Source organism: Sphingomonas cellulosilytica, from assembly GCF_052321755.1.
Taxonomy (GTDB): domain Bacteria; phylum Pseudomonadota; class Alphaproteobacteria; order Sphingomonadales; family Sphingomonadaceae; genus Sphingomonas.
In genome coordinates this window covers 93,534-110,335 of the sequence record NZ_JBQRTT010000002.1, presented here as the reverse complement: position 1 = coordinate 110,335, position 16,802 = coordinate 93,534, and the positions used below count along the sequence as shown (strand labels likewise).

Here is a 16,802-nt window from a genome sequence, read left to right as displayed (position 1 = left end):
CGGGCGGATCAGTGGTCTGGCAGTGCACGGTTGCGTGGCGTGCCCTGGGGGGAGATTTCCAGCTTGCTGACTATCCCGTCGTGGCGACGGTAAACCTCGTAGTACAGGCCGTTGCCGCGCACTTCCTCGATCATCACGATCGCGCCCCCGGCAGCGATCGTCGGCAGCGCCGCGCGCACGGCAGGGGGAAGCTGCGCCGGCGCCACCACCCGTTCGACGACGAGGCGCCCGTCATCCTCCCGCTCGATCGCGGCGCGGCGGGTGCCGCCCCAATAGAGTTGGATTTCCCTCTCGTCGCCGGGTGCGACATAGGTGATCCAGGCGCGGTGGATCGCCATGATCTGGCTGCCCGACAGGCTGAACATCGCGATGCCCGACGCCACCATCGCCAGCAGTCCGGCGCGGCGGAACAGGCTTTCGCGCATCAGCGACAGGACGCGCCGCGATGCGAGCGAGGCGAGCACGGCGGCAGCGGCGACCAGCCCGCCGGCGATCAGCGCCGAACGCGGCAACAGGCCGAAGGCGGCATAGAGCGCGATCTTCAACAGGTGCAGCAACACCTCGTTGGTGGCGCGGGTGGCGACGATCTCGGCCTTGCTCAGCCCCATCCGGTAATAGGCACGGTTGAAGACGACACCGACCGCGCCGGTGAACCCCGACAGCAGGCCGGCGGCGGCGCCGAGCAACGGCAGGCGCGCGAGCGGCAGCGGCGCCTCCGTGCCCGGTGCCGGCATGCGCCGGAACAGCGCGGGCAGGTTGAGCAGCAGGAAGCAGCCGAGCAGGAATTCGACGTACACCGCCTCGAACTGCGTCAGCAGCCACGCGCCGAGCGCCGCGGCAGGCAGCGCGGCAGGCACGAAGCGCCGGACGACATCCCAGCGGATGTGGGGGCGGAACAACCAGATGCGCGAGAGCGAACTCGCCGCGGTGCCGATCGACAGCGCGCCGGGGATCGAGGCGACGGGCAGGATCAGGCGCAACAGCGGCACCAGCACCAGTCCGGCGCCGCCACCCGCCACGGCGCTGACGATGAAGGCGAGGAAGGCGGCGACGAAGACCAGGGCGACGATCACGTCGCCGTCCTAGCCATATCATGCGTGGATGTCGCGCCGATCACGGACCATTGCGGCCGGATACTCCGGCCGTCCGGTCGCTGGGCGGCCGCATGACCCGCAGGCGTCACGCCATGCCGAGGATCCGTTGCAGCGCCTGCTGGAAGTGGCTGGCGAGCGCGATCTCCGCCGCATCCGCATCGCGGCTCGCGCAGGCTTCGAGGATGTCGAGATGCTCGCGCAACGTCCGTATCGCCAGAGGTCTGGTGACGAGCCGATCGAGCCGCACCAGCGTGACATAGTTCTTCAGCCGCCGAGCCGTGATCTCGATCAGCGGGTTACGCAGCGCCGCGATCAACGCGCCGTGCAGTTGTTCCTCCAACTGCCCCAGGCGTTCCTCCTCCGCCGGTCCCAGGTCGGCCTGATCGAGCACTGCGAGCAGATCGCGATGCGCCGCGATCATCTGAGCGATGATACGTGCGTCCCCCGTCTCGGCGAGCGATCGCGCGCCTGCCTGCTCGATCAGCGAGCGGAACTGATAGGTCGACCGCGACAATTCCAGGTCCGCCTTGACGAAACGGATGCACGAACGCGAGTGGATCGTGATCAGCCCCTCGTTCTCGAGCGTGCGCAAGGCGTCACGCAGGGGCTATCCGCTGATGAATGCTCGCGCCTTCTACGAGGGGTGGACCGCCTTCAAGCCCGATGTACGACCGCTCGTGCTGACGCGATCGGGTTTCGGCGGGCTGCAGCGTTACAGCGCCGCGATCTGGTCCGGCGACACGGCCAGCCGGTGGGACGACTTCAGGGCGCAGATACCCGCGGGCGTCAATGCGTCGATGTCGGGATTGCCCAATTGGACGCACGATATCGGCGGCTTCACGGTCGAGGATCGTTACGCCGTCAAGGCCCCCAAGCCATCCGACCTCGACGAATGGCGCGAGCTCAACCTGCGCTGGTTCCAGTTCGGGGCGTTGAGCCCGCTGTTCCGCAGCCATGGCGAGGCGGTGTATCGGGAAATCTACGAGATCAGCCCGGACGGGTCGCCGATGCGTAGCTCGATGATCTGGTACGACGAATTGCGTTACCGGCTGATGCCCTACATCTACACGCTGGGTGCCGACACCTATCAGCGGGACGGCAGCATCATTCGCGCACTGGCTGCCGATTACCCGCAGGACCGGACCGCGCGCGTCGTGAACGACGAATATCTGTTTGGCGACGCGTTCCTCGTCGCGCCGGTGACCGCGTACAAGGCGCGCAGTCGGCCGGTCTATTTTCCAGGGCGCGGGACCTGGTACGACTTCATCACCGGCACGGCGTATCGCGGCGGCGCCAGCGCCACGGTGCCTGCGCCGTTCGAGCGGATGCCGCTGTTCGTTCGTGCCGGTGCGATCGTGCCGATGGGCCCCGTGACGCAATATGTGGACCAGCGACCCGAGGCGCCCATCACGCTCGTCATCTACACCGGCGCCGATGGCCACTTTTCGCTCTACGAGGATGATGGCACCAGCACCGCCTACAAGACGGGAGCGTTCGCGAGGACGCCGATCGGCTATGACGACCGCACCGGCACCGTGGCGCTCGCCGCGCGGGAAGGCCAGGGGTGGAAAGGGATGCAATCGCGCCGGATGGTGCGGGTGAAGTGGTTGAAACCCGGACAGGCTGTCGGCAGCAGCGACGCATTCGATGCCGAGGTGGCGTATACCGGGATGCCGCTGACCATCAAACGGCCCAAGTGACGAGGCTGGCGCGGCCTGCGCCGGAAGCGATGGCCGCGCCGAAACCGATCTTCCAGTCGGCAGGCTGTGTCGCTCGGGCAGCGACGTCCCGATCCGATCGCCGGGCGAGGCATCCGGCACCAGCAGGCCATGCCTGTTCGGCCGGGCGTTCGAGACCTGGCTGCCCGGACCCGGTTCGGGTGCGTCGTCGACGCACTTCGAAGGCGACGCCCTGACCGATATCCTCTCCCGATGGCTCAGGGGATCAGCCGGTCGGCGCGAAGCCGTTGGAAGAGCGCGAAAAAGGCGTCGTCGGTCGGCTGATAGCCGGTAAAGCCGAGCCGGCGGCTTTTGCTCATATCGGTGACCACCTCTATCGGCCGGCCGAGATCGGCATCGGTGTGCCAGGGGGAGGCGAGGCGGTGAAGATCCGGTTCGGCCAGCCCCTCGCGCATTGCGATCTCACGCCACAGAGCCGCGTCACCCGCCATCTGTTGATCGAGTGGCCGCACGGTGCCGTCGAAGGGCGCCGCCTCGACGCCGAACCAGTCGGCGATGCGGCTCCACATCCATTGCCAGCGGAAGATGTCGCCGTTGACGACGTTGAATGCCTCGTCGTGGGCGCCGGTCGTCTCCGCAGCCCAAAGAAGATGGCGCGCAAGCTGGCCGGCATCGGTCATATCGGTCAGCCCCGCCCATTGCGCCGCCGAACCGGGGAACGTGAAAGGCCGTCCGGCTGCCCGGCACAAGGTGGCGTAGACCGCCAGCGTCGTGCCCATGTTCATCGCGTTGCCGACCGCCAGGCCGATCACCGTATGCGGGCGGTGCACGCTCCAGGTGAAGCCGTCCCGCTCGGCCGCGGCGAACAAGGCATCTTCCTGCGCATAGTAGAAGTTCTCGACGTCCAACCGCCCCTGCTCCTCGCGGAATGGCGTCTGCGGCAGCGTGCCCTGGCCGTAGGCCTCGAACGGCCCGAGATAGTGTTTGAGACCGGTGACCAGCGCGACGTGGCGCGGACCGCGCGGCCTGGGCAGTCCGTCGAGCAGGTTGCGCACCATGGCCGAATTGACCCGGATATTCTCCGCCTCGCTGTCCTGCCGCAGCCACGTCGTGATGAAGACGGCATCGGGATGCAGGTCGTGCAAGGCCGTTGCCGTCGCCGCGGCGTCCTGCAGATCGACGGCGATCGGCCGGACCCCCGCATCGTCCCGCGGCCTGCGGGCAAGTCCGTGCACGGTCCAGCCCTCTTCCTGAAGGAGCGATACGGTCGCGCCGCCCACGATGCCGCTCGCACCCACCACCAATGCCGTCTTCGCCATGAAAATCTCCTTGTCGTCGCAGGAGCTAGGCACCGCCGGCGCGCACTTCTAGACGGCACCATTTGGGTCCCCAGGCACCAGGAGGTAACCACATGAGGCCCGGAACACCGGACGATGAATGGCGTGAGGACTGCGCACCGCGTCGCATATTGGAGCTGTTCGCGACCAAGTGGACCAGCATGGTGCTGCATACGCTTCATGCCCGTCACGATGGTGCCGCCCGCTCGGCGGTGCTCCAGCGCAGCCTGCCGGGCATCTCGAAGAAGATGATGACGCAGACGGTGCGGGAGATGGAAGCCAGCGGCCTGCTGACCCGCCATGTCCACGGCAGCATTCCGCCGATGGTGGAATACCGCCTGACGGATCTTGGACGCCGCTTCGTCGAGCCGGTGGAACTCCTGTACGACTGGGCGCGTGCCAATGCGGATGCGCTGGACAGCCTGCGGCCGCGCCCGACCTCACGCCGGTGAGCGATCCGCGACGCGCCGCCGTTCGCAGCCCCCGGTCCGATGCGTACGACTGGGCCGCGCGGCGGGACAGGGAATCGGAACTGCATGTTTGCGAGAGCGACTCGCATTAGCATTGACGGTGATAATCATTCGCAATAATGGCGCCTCCATAAAGGGGGAATCAGATGACCAATCATGTGCAACGATCCGGCACGTTCCTGGCGCTGACGTGTGTCGGCGCCTTCGCCACGGCGCCGGCCTATGCCGAGGACAAGGTCGTGGCGCCGGAACCTCAGCAGGTCCATGGTGCCGACGACATCCTGGTCAACGGGGAGCGGATGCGGCGCGACGCCGATCCCAAGGATGTCGCGCCGATCGTCAACACGCCGCGTTCGATCGTCGAACTGAACGCCCAGACGATCGAACAGACGGGATCGGTCACGTTGCAGGATGCGCTGCGTACCGTTCCCGGGATCACGTTCGGTGCGGCCGAGGGCGGCAACCCGGTGGGCGATCGCCCCTTCATCCGCGGCTTCGACAGTCAGGGATCGATCTATGTCGACGGGGTACGCGATCTCGGCTCGCAAAGCCGCGAGGTGTTCGCCGTGGATTCGATCCAGATCGTCCGAGGTTCGGATTCGACCCTGGGCGGCCGCGGATCGGCCGGCGGTACGATCAATATCATCTCGAAGCTGCCGCAGGCGCGCGACTTCGGCAGCGTGTCGGGCAGCTACGGCAACGCCGATTTCAAGCGGTTCACCGGCGATCTGAACCTGCGGATCAGCGACATGGCCGCCTTCCGGGTCGAGGGCGTGTACCACGACCAGGACGTGGCGGGCCGGGATGCGATCTGGTCCCGGCGATGGGGCGTCTCGCCATCGGTCACCATCGGGCTTGGAACGCCGACCCGGCTGACCGCGCTCTATTATCATCTCGAAACCGACGAGTTGCCCGACAGCGGATTGCCGTACCGCTACACGCTGGCCAATGCGCCCGGCACGGGCAACATCCGCGTGGAGCCTGTCCTGGGCCGTTTCACGACGCGGGGCGGAGTGACCGGCAACGTCGATCGCTCGACGTTCTACGGCTTGCGCAACCGCGATTTCCGCAAGACCAACACCGATCAGGTCATGTTCCGCGCCGAGCATGATTTCGGCGGGGTGACGCTGCGCAATACCGCCCGTTTCACCGATACGCGTCAACGCTATATCTTCACCCAGCCAGACGACAGTCAGGGCAACGTCTACGGCAATGCAGCGGTGAACCCGAACGATTCCGCAGGCTCCATCACCAGCGGCGGCTATGTCTGGCGCAGGGCCAACACGCGGTGGGGTTACACGCAGGGCCTGATCGACCAGACCGACCTGTACGGCACGGCCGAGACGGGTGGCATACAGCACAGCTTCTCGGTCGGAACGGAGTTCGCCTGGGAGAAGACCCGGCGCGGCACCTATCTGCTCGCCACCGGCTCGACCGTGTCGCCACGCTGCAATGCGGCCACCATCGCGCGTTACAACTGCACCAGCCTTTTCACGCCCAATCCGAACGATCCCTGGGTCAATTACGTCAGCGACAGCTCCGCCGTGACGACGCCGATCGTCCGCAGCCCGGTCACCGCAGAGACGCAGAACCATGGCATTACGCAGGCTGTCTATGGTTTCGATTCGATCACCATCGTACCGCAGCTGATCCTGAACCTGGGTGCGCGCTACGACCGCTTCAAATCGAGCGCGATCACCGCACCGACCGCCACGACACAGCTGAAGGTGTCGCGTACCGACAGCCTGTTCAACTGGCAGGCGGGCCTCGTCTTCAAGCCGACCGCGCAGACGAGCCTCTACGGCAGCTATGCGACCAGCGCGACGCCACCCAACAGTCTGCTCGGCGAAGGGCGCGAGGACAATGCCCTTCCGACGACGGCTGCGACCGCGAACTTTCTCGATCAGCTGAAGCCGCAGAAGACGCGGTCCTATGAGCTGGGTGCCAAGGCGAGCCTTATCAACGATGGCCTGCAACTCGGCGCGGCCGTATTCCAGACGGAGATCAGCAACACCCGCGTCCAGGTCGATCCGAATACGATCCAGTTCATCGGCGAAAGCCGCATCCGCGGTTTCGAGCTGAACGCGAGCGGCACCATCCTGCCTGGATGGACCGTCTTCGGCGGATACAGCTACCTGGATGCGAGGATCATCGATGGGGGCACGAGCACGCTCACGGCGCCTGCGGTCGGCGCACGGGCGGCGCAGGTCGTCTACGTACCGTCGGTGAATACGGGCAAGCGCCTGCCACAGACGGCACGGAACAGCTTCACCGGAACGACCAACGTCACGCTGTTCGGCAGGCTGCAGCTGGGCGGCACGGCGATCTACCAGAGCCGGGTCTATGGCGGGTATCAGGACAATCGATCGGCCGTGCAGACCGCGGCCGGCGTCGTGACGATCAATCCCGCGACCAAGGTGCTATATCGTTCGACGCCCGGATACTGGCGCTTCGATGCGCGAGCGAGCCTCGATCTGACGCAGAACGTATCGGTCGCGGTGAATGCGCAGAACCTCACCGACAAGGCCTATTTCAGCCAGACGTTCACGACGCACTATGCCGGGATCGCTGCCGGACGTACCGTCTTCGGTACCGTCAACGTCAAGTTCTGATGAGTGCATGACCACGCTCGACGCCCTGTCCCGCGAAGAGATCGCCGTCCGCCTCGCCGCGCCGCCGGCGGAGCGGGCGGCGTTCCTGCGCCAGGCGGCGCTGCTGGGCCATGCCGAAGCGCAGGCGGTATTCGGTCAGATGCTTCTGGATGGCGTCGGGGTAGCGGCCGATCCACGCGAGGCGTTCGGCTGGTTCGTCAAGTCGGCGGCGCAGCACCATCTGATGGCGCTCAACATGGTCGGCCGCTGCTACGATCTCGGCTGGGGCGTTGCCATCGACAAGGCGCGGGCAGCCGAATGCTACCGGGTCGCCGCAGCGCGCGGCCTGGTCGAGGCGATCTACAACCACGCAACGCTCCTCACCCTCGGGCACGGCGTTGCGGAGGACAAGGCCGCGGCGCTTGCCTTGTTCGAGAAAGCGGATGCGATGGGCTATGCCAAGGCGACCAATTATGTCGGGAGTTTCGCCGAGGACGGCTGGGCATGCGAGCGCGATCCGCGACGTGCAGCCTCCTGTTACCGACGGGCGGCAGAGGGCGGCGATTTCCGCGGCGCGTTCAATCACGCCCGCATGCTGTTGATCGACGGCAACATCGACGAGGCCGGCACATGGCTCCGTCGGTCGCTGGAGGGCGGCACGCCGCAGTTCCGGGCGAAGGTATCGGCCTGGCTTGCGGCACATGAACGCGCCGATGTGCGCGCATGGGGCGCCGCCGCGGCGAGGGCGGAGGCATGCTGATCGTCATACCCGGGCTGCTGGCGGCTGCGGAACTGGGCCGTGTGCGACAGCTGCTGGACGCCGCCGAGTGGGTCGACGGCAATGCCACGTCCGGCGCCCAATCGGCACTGGCGAAACGTAACGAGCAGCTTCCCGAGGGATCGCCGGCGGCGCGCGAGGCGGGTGGCATCATCCTCGACGCACTCGGTCGTTCGCCGGTGTTCATAGCATCGGCGCTGCCGCGCAAGGTCTTTCCGCCGCTGTTCAACCGCTACACCGGCGGGCAGCGCTTCGGCACGCATGTCGACAATGCCATCCGCATGCAGCGCGGCACCGATTTCCGGATTCGTAGCGACCTGTCGGCCACGCTCTTCCTGGCAGATCCCGACAGCTACGATGGCGGCGAACTGGTGGTCGAGGAGCAGTTCGGCGAGCAGCGGGTCAAGCTGCCGGCGGGGCATCTCGTCGTCTATCCGGCGTCGAGCCTGCATCGGGTCGAACCGGTGACCCGTGGAACGCGCTCGGCTTCGTTCTTCTGGATCGAATCGATGGTGCGCGACGATGGGGAACGTCGGCTCTTGTTCGAGCTAGACCAGGCGACGCAGGATGTCGCCGGTCGCCACGGCCAGGATGATCCCGCCGCCATCCGCCTGACCGGAGTCTATCACAATCTGCTGCGGCGCTGGGCCGACGCCTGACGTACCGGCGGCGGATGCGCGCAAGAGGGTCATGAACCACCGGCGGCTCGTTGCTGGGCCGCACGTTCGGTCAGGGTCTTCAGCGTCTCGTCGAAGCGCCCTTCCCGTTCCGCCTGCCTGAGGAACTGGACCTCGTCGACCAGGATTTCCGATGGTGTCGGATGCCGCGCGAACTGCTCCGCGACCGCATCCGCAAAGGAATCGAGCGGCATGTAGCCGGGCCGATTGGCCTGTCCGGGGGTAAGGTCCGTCCGTACGCCGGGTGGCGCGACCTCGATGATCTCGATCTTGCCGGCCAGCTGCGTTCTCAGCGAAACGGTGTAGGAATGGATGGCGGCCTTGGTCGCCGAATAGGTCGGTGCCGCCACCAGCGGTACGAAGGCAAGGCCCGACGTCACGGTGACGATCGCGGCATCGGGCCGGGTCGCAAGATGCTCGATCAGCGCATTGGTCAGGCGGATGGGGCCGAGCAGGTTGATCGCCAGCGTCGCTTCGGCAGCGGAGAGATCGCGGCGGCGCGTAAGATCCTCGAACTGCATGATGCCCGCGTTGTTGAACAGCACGTTGAGATCCGGAAAGTCGGTAACGATCCGCTCTGCAAATGCGTCGATGGCGTCCGAATCCTCCACGTCGAGTGTGACCGTATGGATGCCCGCGCGTCCCGCAGCGGCGCGGTCGAGCGCGTCCTGGCGGCGACCGGCGATGATGACGGTATCGCCACGATCGTGGAAGCGGTGGGCAAGCGCTTCACCGATGCCGCTACCGCCGCCGGTCATCAGGATCGTGTTGCCGCTGGTCTTCATGGTCGTTTGGCTCCTGATGATACGGGCGTGACCCGGCCCAAATGATCGGGGCAGCCGATCGTTCAATGCGACACCGCCTCTGGCGGCGTGCGTGGTCGCCGCCCAGCGCGCCTCACGGACCAGAAGAACAACGGAAATAGTAAATCGCTATCACGTGAGTGAATAAGCTTGCATTCGCTGCGACGATCATGCACCCCTGCGTCAGTGGCGCCGAAGAGCGCGATATGTCGGTGGAGGGGATTATGCGGCTTCGTACGTGCTGGCTCGGTGTGTCTGCCCTGGCTCTCGTCTGGACGGGCGATGCGCTCGCCCAGGCCGTTCCCGCCGATCCCGGCGCTTCGAGCGAGCAGGCCGAAAGCCCGTCGCCCGACCAGGGCGAGATCATCGTCACCGCCCGCCGCCGCAACGAGAACCTGCAAACCACGCCGCTGTCGGGCTCGGTGCTGTCGGGCACCGACCTTGCCAACAAGGGCGTCGCCAATGTCGATGCGCTCCAGTTCGCCTCGCCGAGCATCGTGGTCAACAATTTTGGCCAGGGCATCGACTTCAACGTCCGCGGCATCGGCAAGGGCGAGCATAACACGCAGACCGCGACCGGCGTCATCACCTATCGCGACGGCGCGCCGACCTTCCCCGGCTATTTCCAGCAGGAACCCTATTACGACGTCGCCAACATCCAGGTGCTGCGCGGTCCGCAGGGCACGATCGTCGGCCAGAACGCCACTGGCGGCGCGGTGTTCGTCAACAGCAACGATCCGATCATCGGCGGCGACTATCACGGCTACGTCAACGCCAACGTCGGCAATTATTCCGAAGCCGGCGTGCAGGGCGCGCTCAACATCCCGGTGAGCGATACGCTCGCTGCCCGCTTCGCGGTGTTCGGCACGCGGCGCAACGGCTTCTACCATATCACCGGCCCGAACGGCGCGCCGTACAACGGCAACAACGGCGACGTGCGCCAGCTCGCCGGGCGCTTCAGCCTGCTGTGGAAGCCGACGACGCAGCTGACGATCCTGTCGAAGACCGACGTCGACTACCTCGACATGGGGGCCTATCCGGCCAGCCCCTACACCAACCGGTTCCGCACGCTGCCCGGCACCACGATCGCCAACCCGAACTTCCGCGACCTGTTCGACATCACCGCCAATTCCCCGCAGGCAGCGCGCGACAAATTCTACCGTTCGATCCTGCGCGTGAACTACGAATTCGACAACGGCATGCAGCTGCGCTCGGTCAGCGCCTATGCCAGCGGCAACACCATGTACCGCGCCGACCTGGACGGCACGGCGACGGCCAACCGCACCTTCTTCGACAGCGTCGACGAACGGCAGATCTCGCAGGAGATCACGCTGATCTCGCCCGATACGAAGCGGTTCACCTACCTGCTCGGCGCGTTCGGCCTGTGGAACAAATATACGTTCCTGTCGCCCTACCAGTTCGTGATCGGTGCGCCGCTCGGCAACCGGCTGACCGAATACCGGTTGCAGGGGATCAACCCCAACCGCTCGCTTGCCGCGTTCGGGCAGGTCGGCTTCGTCATCACGCCCAAGCTGAAGCTGGAGGCCGGCGCCCGCTACACCGCCAGTCGCAGCCGCAACGATATCGACGTGCTGCAATATGGCACGCCGATCGTCGCGGAGCAGGAAACCCGATCGGACGACGTGTCGTACAAGGTGTCGCTGGGCTGGGAGGCGACGCGCGATCATTACCTGTATGCCTTCGTCGCGACCGGCTTCAAGCCGGGCGGGCTCAACGTGCCCGTCGGGCTCGGCAACCCGGCGCCGTTCGGGGCGGAGCAGGTGAGATCCTACGAAGCGGGGTGGAAGGCGAATTTCGCCGATCGCCGCATCCGCACCACGGTCAGCGCCTTCTACAACGATTACGAGGATTTCCAGGTCACGATCGGCAATCCGGCGATCCCCGTGTTCGGCCTGCAGGTCAACGTGCCGGGCAAGACCAAGATCTACGGCTTCGAAGCGGAAGCGGACGTGAAGCTCGGCGCATTCAGCTTCGATGTCGGCATGAACGTGCTGCACAGCGAACTCGGCCGCTTCTACGCGACTGACCCGCGCATTCCGGCGACGGCGGCGTGCAACATCAACACCGGACCGGCGAGCGCATCGTGCCGCAACCTCGAGGGCATGGACCAGAGCTATGCGCCCAACTTCACCTTCAACGTCGGTGCGGCCTATGAGATCGCGCTGGGTGGCGGCGCGACGCTGACGCCGCGTGCGAACTACGGCCACATCGCGCCGCAATGGGCGACGCTGTTCGAGAACAGCCTGCTCGGCGACCGGCTGCCGGCGCGCAACATCGTCAACGCGCAGCTGGCGCTCGCCAAGGGAACGGTGACGGTGACCGCCTATGCGACCAACCTGACCGACCAGCATTACCCCGCGGCGCTGAACAGCGGCCTCTATTTCGCAGGGCCGCCGCGGCAATACGGGCTGAAGATCCTGAAGGCGTTCTGACGCATGCAGAGCTTCGCACTGACCGTCGACACGTTCCTGACCCACGCCGGCACATGGTTCGGCGAGCGGGAAGTGGTGTGGGCCGAACAGGGCCGGGCGGTCGCGCGCCTCGGCTATGCGGCGTTGCGCGAGCGGGCGAACCGGCTGTCGGGGGCGCTGATCGCGCTGGGCATGGCGCAGGGCGACCGCGTCGGCACGCTCGCCTGGAACACGCAGCACCATCTGGAGGTCTATTACGGCGTGATGGGGGCGGGGGGCGTGTGCCACACGCTCAACCCGCGGCTGACCGCGGCGCAACTGGCGGCGATGGTCGACGAGGCGGACGACCGCATCCTGGCGGTGGCCGCGGACCTGATGCCGTTGCTGCGCCAGGTGCTGCCGCTCTGCCCGCGCGTCCGCCACGTCGTGGTGCTCGACGGCGAGGCTGATGCGGAGGATGCGATCGGCATCGAGGCGCTGCTCGCCGAACGGGGCGCGCCGGTACCGTGGGGCGCGTTCGCCGAGGAGGCGCCGGCGGGGCTATGCTATACCTCCGGCACCACCGGGCGGCCCAAGGGCGTGCTCTATACGCACCGGTCGAACTATCTGCACACGCTGCGCGCGTTGCAGGCGGACGCGATCGCGATCACCGCGCGCGATACGTTGCTGCTGGCGGTGCCGATGTTCCATGCCAACGGCTGGGGGCTGCCCTTCGCGGCGCCGGCGGCGGGCACGAAGCTGGTGCTGCCGGGGCGGCATCTCGACGGCGCGAGCCTTGCCCGGCTGATCCGCGATGAAGGCGTGACGGTGGCGGTCGGCGTCCAGACGGTATGGCTGGGGCTGGTCGATCACCTCGACCGGACGGGCGAGGCGGTTCCGACGCTGGAGCGGATCGTGATCGGCGGATCGGCCTGTCCCGATGCGCTGCTCGAGCGGTTGCAGAGCCGCCTCGGCGCCCGCGTCCAGACGAGCTGGGGCATGACCGAATTGTCGCCGGTCGGCACGATCGCGCCCGCCGACGCGCCCCCCGGTCCGTCGGGATCGGCGGGGCGGCCACCGGTCGGCCTCGACCTCAAGCTGACCGACGCCGAGGGCAGGACGCTGGCGGAGCAGCGCGGGACGCTGGGCCACCTCAAGGTGCGCGGGCCGAGCGTGCTCGACCGCTATTATGGCGCCGACGCGGACGTGCTCGACGCGGAGGGATATTTCGACACCGGCGATCTCGCGATGATCGACGCCGCCGGTCACCTGACGATCTGCGGCCGGGCCAAGGATCTCATCAAGTCGGGCGGCGAATGGATCAATCCGGCCGAGATCGAGGCGATCGTCGGCGCGCATCCCTCCGTCCGCCATGTCGCGGTCATCGCCCGGCCCGATCCGCGCTGGGGGGAACGCCCGGTGCTGGTGATCGAGGGAGCGGAAGGTGACGCGGGCCAGCTGCTCGCGCTGCTCCGCGGCCGGGTGGCGGACTGGTGGATTCCGGATCGGGTCGCCACGGTCGGCACGATGCCGCTCGCCGCGACCGGCAAGATCGACAAACAGCGCCTGCGCGCCGATTACGCGCAGGGGCGGATCGTCGCCCGCACCGTGGGGTGACCTGCGGGATCGTTGTGAGCGGTGGTTCGGTGAGACGCGCCCGGCCCTTGAGGGGAGGGCTATCGCATATCGCTACGACGGCTGCTGGGCTCGGGTGAAGGGCATGCCTTCCCAATATTCTCCGTCACCCCGGACTCGTTCCGGGGTCCACCGTGCCGTAAATCCATAGCCTATCGGTGTGCGGCGCGGTGGACCCCGGAACAAGTCCGGGGTGACGAAGGAATAGAGAACATCAGCGCGGATCAGACAGCCCATATGCGATAGCGCTGCCCGGCACGGAAAGGGGCTCTACCCGACGCTCATTCGCAGCCGGCCGCTTTCGGCGGCAGCTTCGGGGCGGCGAGGCCGACGTTCCAGTTCCAGCCGATCGTGCCGGTCGCGCGGCGGCGGCACATCACGCTTTCGTTGAGCGCGAACATGCCGGGCATCAGGTCGCGTGCGGGCTGGGGCGTCGCGGCGAAATGCATGTAGCTGCGCGCAGCGTCATAGGCGGGCCACGGCGCCGCATTCCTGGCGACCGGCTTGCCGTCGCGCACGAAGCTCGCCCAATAGTCGAGCATCGCGTCGGACAGCGCGCGTTCGCCCGGCGTATCGGGCACCTTCGGCCAGCGTGGCGGCGTGCCGTCCGGCGTGCCGAAGACGAACGGCAGCTCGCTGGCGTGGAAGGCGTGCAGATCGGCCCCGTCCATCGCCGGATAGCCATGATCGAACAGGTAGAGATAGGCAGGCTGGCCGAGCGCCGCCTGCTTGCGGACCAGCCGCTCCGAGGTCCAGCCGTAGAGCGCATCGCGCGTGGTCGCGAGGATGCTCTCCCGATAATCGGCGGCGGGGTAGAGTTGCAGGAAGCGGTCGGCGAGGTCCGCGTAGGACGCGCGGATCGCCTTTTCATAGGCCGCGGCATCCGCCGGCGCCTTGGGCGCGAGCATGCGCAGCGAGCGGATCTCGCCCTGGTTGAAGCCGGCGAGCACCGGCACCGGCGCCTGGCGTCCCTGATCGAAGGCATCGACCATCTGCTGCGGCAGGACCGCGCCGTCGACCACGCCGAACGGCGCGAAACCGAGCTTCGCCGCGGTGTCGGTCAGCGCCTGCGCATCCATGCCGCGCAGGCCGGCGATGTCCGGCACCTGCAACGCACCGGTCAGCAGCTGCCCGCCGCCTTCGCCGGACGGCATGCCGAAGGCGGCTTTGCGCAGGTCCGGCATCGAGATCATATAGCCGCTCTGCGCGATCGCCCGGGTGAACAGGCCGCGCGCCGCGGGCGAGGACATCAGGTACAGCGTGCTGAGGCCGCCGGCGCTTTCCCCCGCCACCGTGACCTGGCGCGCATCGCCGCCGAACGCGCCGATATTGTCGCGGACCCAGGTCAGCGCGGCGATCTGATCGAGCAGGCCGTAATTGCCCGACACGCGCTGGCGCGATTCGCGGCTGAGCCAGGGGTGCGCCAGCCAGCCGAGCACGCCGAGCCGATAGTTGATCGACACGACGACGATGCCGCGTTCGGCGAGCTTGCGGCCGTCGTACATCGGTTCGCGGCTCGATCCGCTGACCAGCGCGCCGCCGTGGATCCAGACCATCACCGGCGCATTGCGGGCGTTCGCGGGTGTCCAGATGTTGAGCGTCAGGCAGTCTTCGCTGACCGGCATCGGCGGCCCTGCGTAGATCGTAGCGTTGGAACCTTGCGGCTGGACGCAGGCGGCACCGAACGACGTGGCCGCCCGCTCGCCGGTCCAGCGGGGCAGCGGTGCAGGCGGGCGCCAGCGCAACGCACCGACCGGCGGCGCGGCATAGGGTATGCCCTTGAAGACGCGGAGGTCGCCATCGCTGGTGCCGCGCACCGTGCCGGCGGGTGCGGTGACGACCGGTGCCGGATCGGCTGCGCTGGCGGGTGCGGCCCCGGCAAGGGCGCCGGACAGCGCGGTGGCGAGCAGCAGGGCTTTCATGCGGAGGTCTCCTGACGATGCAGCGTCCGCGCCAGCCACAGGAACAGGCCGATCGCGATGCCGTAAAAGGGGGTAAGCGTGTAGAGCGCCAGTTGCAGCGCGTTGCCGGCGCCGCCGGCGGCGAACCGGTCGCTGGCGGCACCGACCCAGGTCGGCCCCAGCCCCAGGCCGATGAAGTTCATCACCAGCAGCAGCAGCGCGCCCGCCAGCACGCGCTGGTTGGGCGCCGCCTCTTCCTGCACCAGCGTTACCGAGCAGGAGAGATAGAAATAGTTGAAGAACATCACGACCGTCAGCAGCGACAGCGCGAGCGGCCAGGAAGGCGCCCAGACGAAGGCGACGTAGAAGGGCATGGCGATGGCGAGCGATACCGCCGGTGCGACCGCGAAGACGCGGCGCGAGCGGCGTGACAGGCGATCGATGATCCGGCCCGATGCGACCATGCCGCCGCCCATGCCGACGACGATCGCCAGCGCATACCAGATCGCGATCTCCGGCAGCGTCATGCCCTTTTCCCGGATCAGGAAGAGGACGGCGAAATTGCCGAGGCCGTACGTGACGAACTGCGTCGCGCCACTGCCGAAGGCGGCGAGCGTCACCACCGGATTGGTGAAGAAGGCGCGCAGCGTCGCCCAGAACGGCGCCTTGTCGCGCTGCATGTCCCGCTGCACGCTGCCGCCGGGGTCGGCGGCGCCGCGGGCGGGTTCGGGAATGACGAAGGGCAGGGCGATCGCCGCGACGATCCCGACCGCGCCGATCGCGACGAAGGCATCGCGCCAGTCGAACAGCGTGGCGATCGTCGCGCCGAGCGCGATGCCCAGCGCCGCGCCGATCGGCGGGCCGAGATTATAGATGCCGAAGGCGACGCCGCGGCGGCCGGGTGCGAACGTGTCGGTGATGAGCGCATAGGAGGGCGGCACCCCGCCCGCCTCGCCGAACCCGACGACCATGCGGGCGGCGACCAGTTGCGGATAGGTGCGGGCGAGACCGCAGGCGATCGTCGCCGCGCTCCAGATCGCGCAGGCGATCGTCAGTACGCCGACGCGGCTGGTGCGATCGGCCAGCCAGCTCACCGGGATGGCGATGAAGCAATAGAACATCGCGAAATACAGCCCGCCGATCAGCCCCAACTGGCCATCGGTGATGCCGAGCGAATCCTGGATCGGCTTGGCGAGGATGCCGAGCAGCTGGCGATCGAGGAAGTTGAGGACGTAGACGAAGGTCAGCATCGCGAGCACGATGCCGGGGTGGCGGGCGCGTGCCGTCCGTCGTTCCTGCCGGGGCACACCCGGTGCCATGCTGCTCGTAACCGCCATACCCTCTCCCACTGTGTCGTGGTTTGTGGTGGAAGGATGATCCACTCCTCCGGACCTGTCAATGCACACTCACTTGCGTGTGAACTTAT

At 67.2% G+C, this 16,802-nt stretch carries 13 protein-coding genes; 7 read left to right on the top strand and 6 right to left on the bottom strand.

Features of this window, described 5'->3' with window-relative positions:
- Nucleotides 1–8: 8 nt before the first annotated feature.
- Nucleotides 9–1,073, bottom strand: a complete 1,065-nt coding sequence (locus ACTZQ5_RS03700) for a TSUP family transporter (RefSeq protein ID WP_443583815.1) — start codon at nt 1,071–1,073, stop codon at nt 9–11.
- A 106-nt stretch (nt 1,074–1,179) separates the two neighbouring features.
- Nucleotides 1,180–1,686: a GntR family transcriptional regulator gene (locus tag ACTZQ5_RS03695; RefSeq protein ID WP_443583814.1), complete on the bottom strand. Its 507-nt coding sequence runs from the start codon at nt 1,684–1,686 to the stop codon at nt 1,180–1,182.
- Between the two features lie 25 nt (nt 1,687–1,711).
- On the opposite strand from ACTZQ5_RS03695, the gene ACTZQ5_RS03690 reads away from it, so the two are divergent.
- The gene (locus tag ACTZQ5_RS03690; protein ID WP_443583813.1) at nt 1,712–2,794 is read left to right on the top strand and encodes a glycoside hydrolase family 31 protein; all 1,083 of its coding nucleotides are present in this window, start codon (nt 1,712–1,714) and stop codon (nt 2,792–2,794) included.
- A gap of 236 nt (nt 2,795–3,030) precedes the next feature.
- Here the strand turns inward: ACTZQ5_RS03690 and ACTZQ5_RS03685 are convergent, their stop codons facing one another.
- Nucleotides 3,031–4,092 carry an SDR family oxidoreductase gene (locus tag ACTZQ5_RS03685; protein WP_443583812.1) on the bottom strand — a complete coding sequence of 354 codons (1,062 nt, stop codon included), beginning with the start codon at nt 4,090–4,092 and terminating at the stop codon, nt 3,031–3,033.
- A gap of 92 nt (nt 4,093–4,184) precedes the next feature.
- Here ACTZQ5_RS03685 and ACTZQ5_RS03680 point away from each other — a divergent pair, with 92 nt between their 5' ends.
- The 4 genes from ACTZQ5_RS03680 (at nt 4,185) to ACTZQ5_RS03665 (ending at nt 8,608) form a co-directional block, all read left to right on the top strand.
- Nucleotides 4,185–4,562 (top strand): winged helix-turn-helix transcriptional regulator, encoded by a 378-nt coding sequence (locus ACTZQ5_RS03680; RefSeq protein WP_443583811.1) that lies wholly within the window; start codon nt 4,185–4,187, stop codon nt 4,560–4,562.
- Nucleotides 4,563–4,726: 164 nt separating this feature from the next.
- Nucleotides 4,727–7,192 carry a TonB-dependent receptor gene (locus ACTZQ5_RS03675; RefSeq protein ID WP_443583810.1) on the top strand — a complete coding sequence of 822 codons (2,466 nt, stop codon included), beginning with the start codon at nt 4,727–4,729 and terminating at the stop codon, nt 7,190–7,192.
- 7 nt (nt 7,193–7,199) lie between these two features.
- Nucleotides 7,200–7,931 (top strand): tetratricopeptide repeat protein, encoded by a 732-nt coding sequence (locus ACTZQ5_RS03670; RefSeq protein ID WP_443583809.1) that lies wholly within the window; start codon nt 7,200–7,202, stop codon nt 7,929–7,931.
- Nucleotides 7,925–8,608 (top strand): Fe2+-dependent dioxygenase, encoded by a 684-nt coding sequence (locus tag ACTZQ5_RS03665; protein WP_443583808.1) that lies wholly within the window; start codon nt 7,925–7,927, stop codon nt 8,606–8,608. The genes ACTZQ5_RS03670 and ACTZQ5_RS03665 overlap by 7 nt, the downstream gene beginning before the upstream one ends.
- 29 nt (nt 8,609–8,637) lie before the next feature.
- On the opposite strand, the gene ACTZQ5_RS03660 is transcribed toward ACTZQ5_RS03665, so the two are convergent.
- Nucleotides 8,638–9,411, bottom strand: coding sequence for an SDR family oxidoreductase (locus ACTZQ5_RS03660; RefSeq protein ID WP_443583807.1), 774 nt, complete (start codon nt 9,409–9,411; stop codon nt 8,638–8,640).
- Between the two features lie 269 nt (nt 9,412–9,680).
- Between ACTZQ5_RS03660 and ACTZQ5_RS03655 the strand changes: the two genes are divergently transcribed.
- Complete coding sequence (locus ACTZQ5_RS03655; RefSeq protein WP_443583806.1) at nt 9,681–11,882, top strand: TonB-dependent receptor; 2,202 nt, start codon at nt 9,681–9,683, stop codon at nt 11,880–11,882.
- Nucleotides 11,883–11,885: 3 nt separating this feature from the next.
- A complete protein-coding gene (locus ACTZQ5_RS03650) occupies nt 11,886–13,457 on the top strand; it encodes an AMP-binding protein (protein ID WP_443583805.1) in 1,572 nt (523 codons plus the stop codon).
- Between the two features lie 299 nt (nt 13,458–13,756).
- On the opposite strand, the gene ACTZQ5_RS03645 is transcribed toward ACTZQ5_RS03650, so the two are convergent.
- Nucleotides 13,757–15,397, bottom strand: a complete 1,641-nt coding sequence (locus ACTZQ5_RS03645; RefSeq protein ID WP_443583804.1) for a carboxylesterase/lipase family protein — start codon at nt 15,395–15,397, stop codon at nt 13,757–13,759.
- A complete protein-coding gene (locus ACTZQ5_RS03640) occupies nt 15,394–16,713 on the bottom strand; it encodes a spinster family MFS transporter (RefSeq protein WP_443583803.1) in 1,320 nt (439 codons plus the stop codon). The genes ACTZQ5_RS03645 and ACTZQ5_RS03640 overlap by 4 nt, the downstream gene beginning before the upstream one ends.
- Nucleotides 16,714–16,802 lie beyond the last annotated feature (89 nt).

Excerpts from the sequence above, each read along its gene's own strand:
- ACTZQ5_RS03690 (WP_443583813.1), top strand. The coding sequence starts at position 1,712 with ATGAATGCTCGCGCCTTCTACGAGGGGTGGACCGCCTTCAAGCCCGAT.
- ACTZQ5_RS03685 (WP_443583812.1), bottom strand. The coding sequence starts at position 4,092 with ATGGCGAAGACGGCATTGGTGGTGGGTGCGAGCGGCATCGTGGGCGGC.
- ACTZQ5_RS03680 (WP_443583811.1), top strand. The coding sequence starts at position 4,185 with ATGAGGCCCGGAACACCGGACGATGAATGGCGTGAGGACTGCGCACCG.
- ACTZQ5_RS03675 (WP_443583810.1), top strand. The coding sequence starts at position 4,727 with ATGACCAATCATGTGCAACGATCCGGCACGTTCCTGGCGCTGACGTGT.
- ACTZQ5_RS03670 (WP_443583809.1), top strand. The coding sequence starts at position 7,200 with ATGACCACGCTCGACGCCCTGTCCCGCGAAGAGATCGCCGTCCGCCTC.
- ACTZQ5_RS03665 (WP_443583808.1), top strand. The coding sequence starts at position 7,925 with ATGCTGATCGTCATACCCGGGCTGCTGGCGGCTGCGGAACTGGGCCGT.
- ACTZQ5_RS03660 (WP_443583807.1), bottom strand. The coding sequence starts at position 9,411 with ATGAAGACCAGCGGCAACACGATCCTGATGACCGGCGGCGGTAGCGGC.
- ACTZQ5_RS03650 (WP_443583805.1), top strand. The coding sequence starts at position 11,886 with ATGCAGAGCTTCGCACTGACCGTCGACACGTTCCTGACCCACGCCGGC.
- ACTZQ5_RS03645 (WP_443583804.1), bottom strand. The coding sequence starts at position 15,397 with ATGAAAGCCCTGCTGCTCGCCACCGCGCTGTCCGGCGCCCTTGCCGGG.
- ACTZQ5_RS03640 (WP_443583803.1), bottom strand. The coding sequence starts at position 16,713 with ATGGCGGTTACGAGCAGCATGGCACCGGGTGTGCCCCGGCAGGAACGA.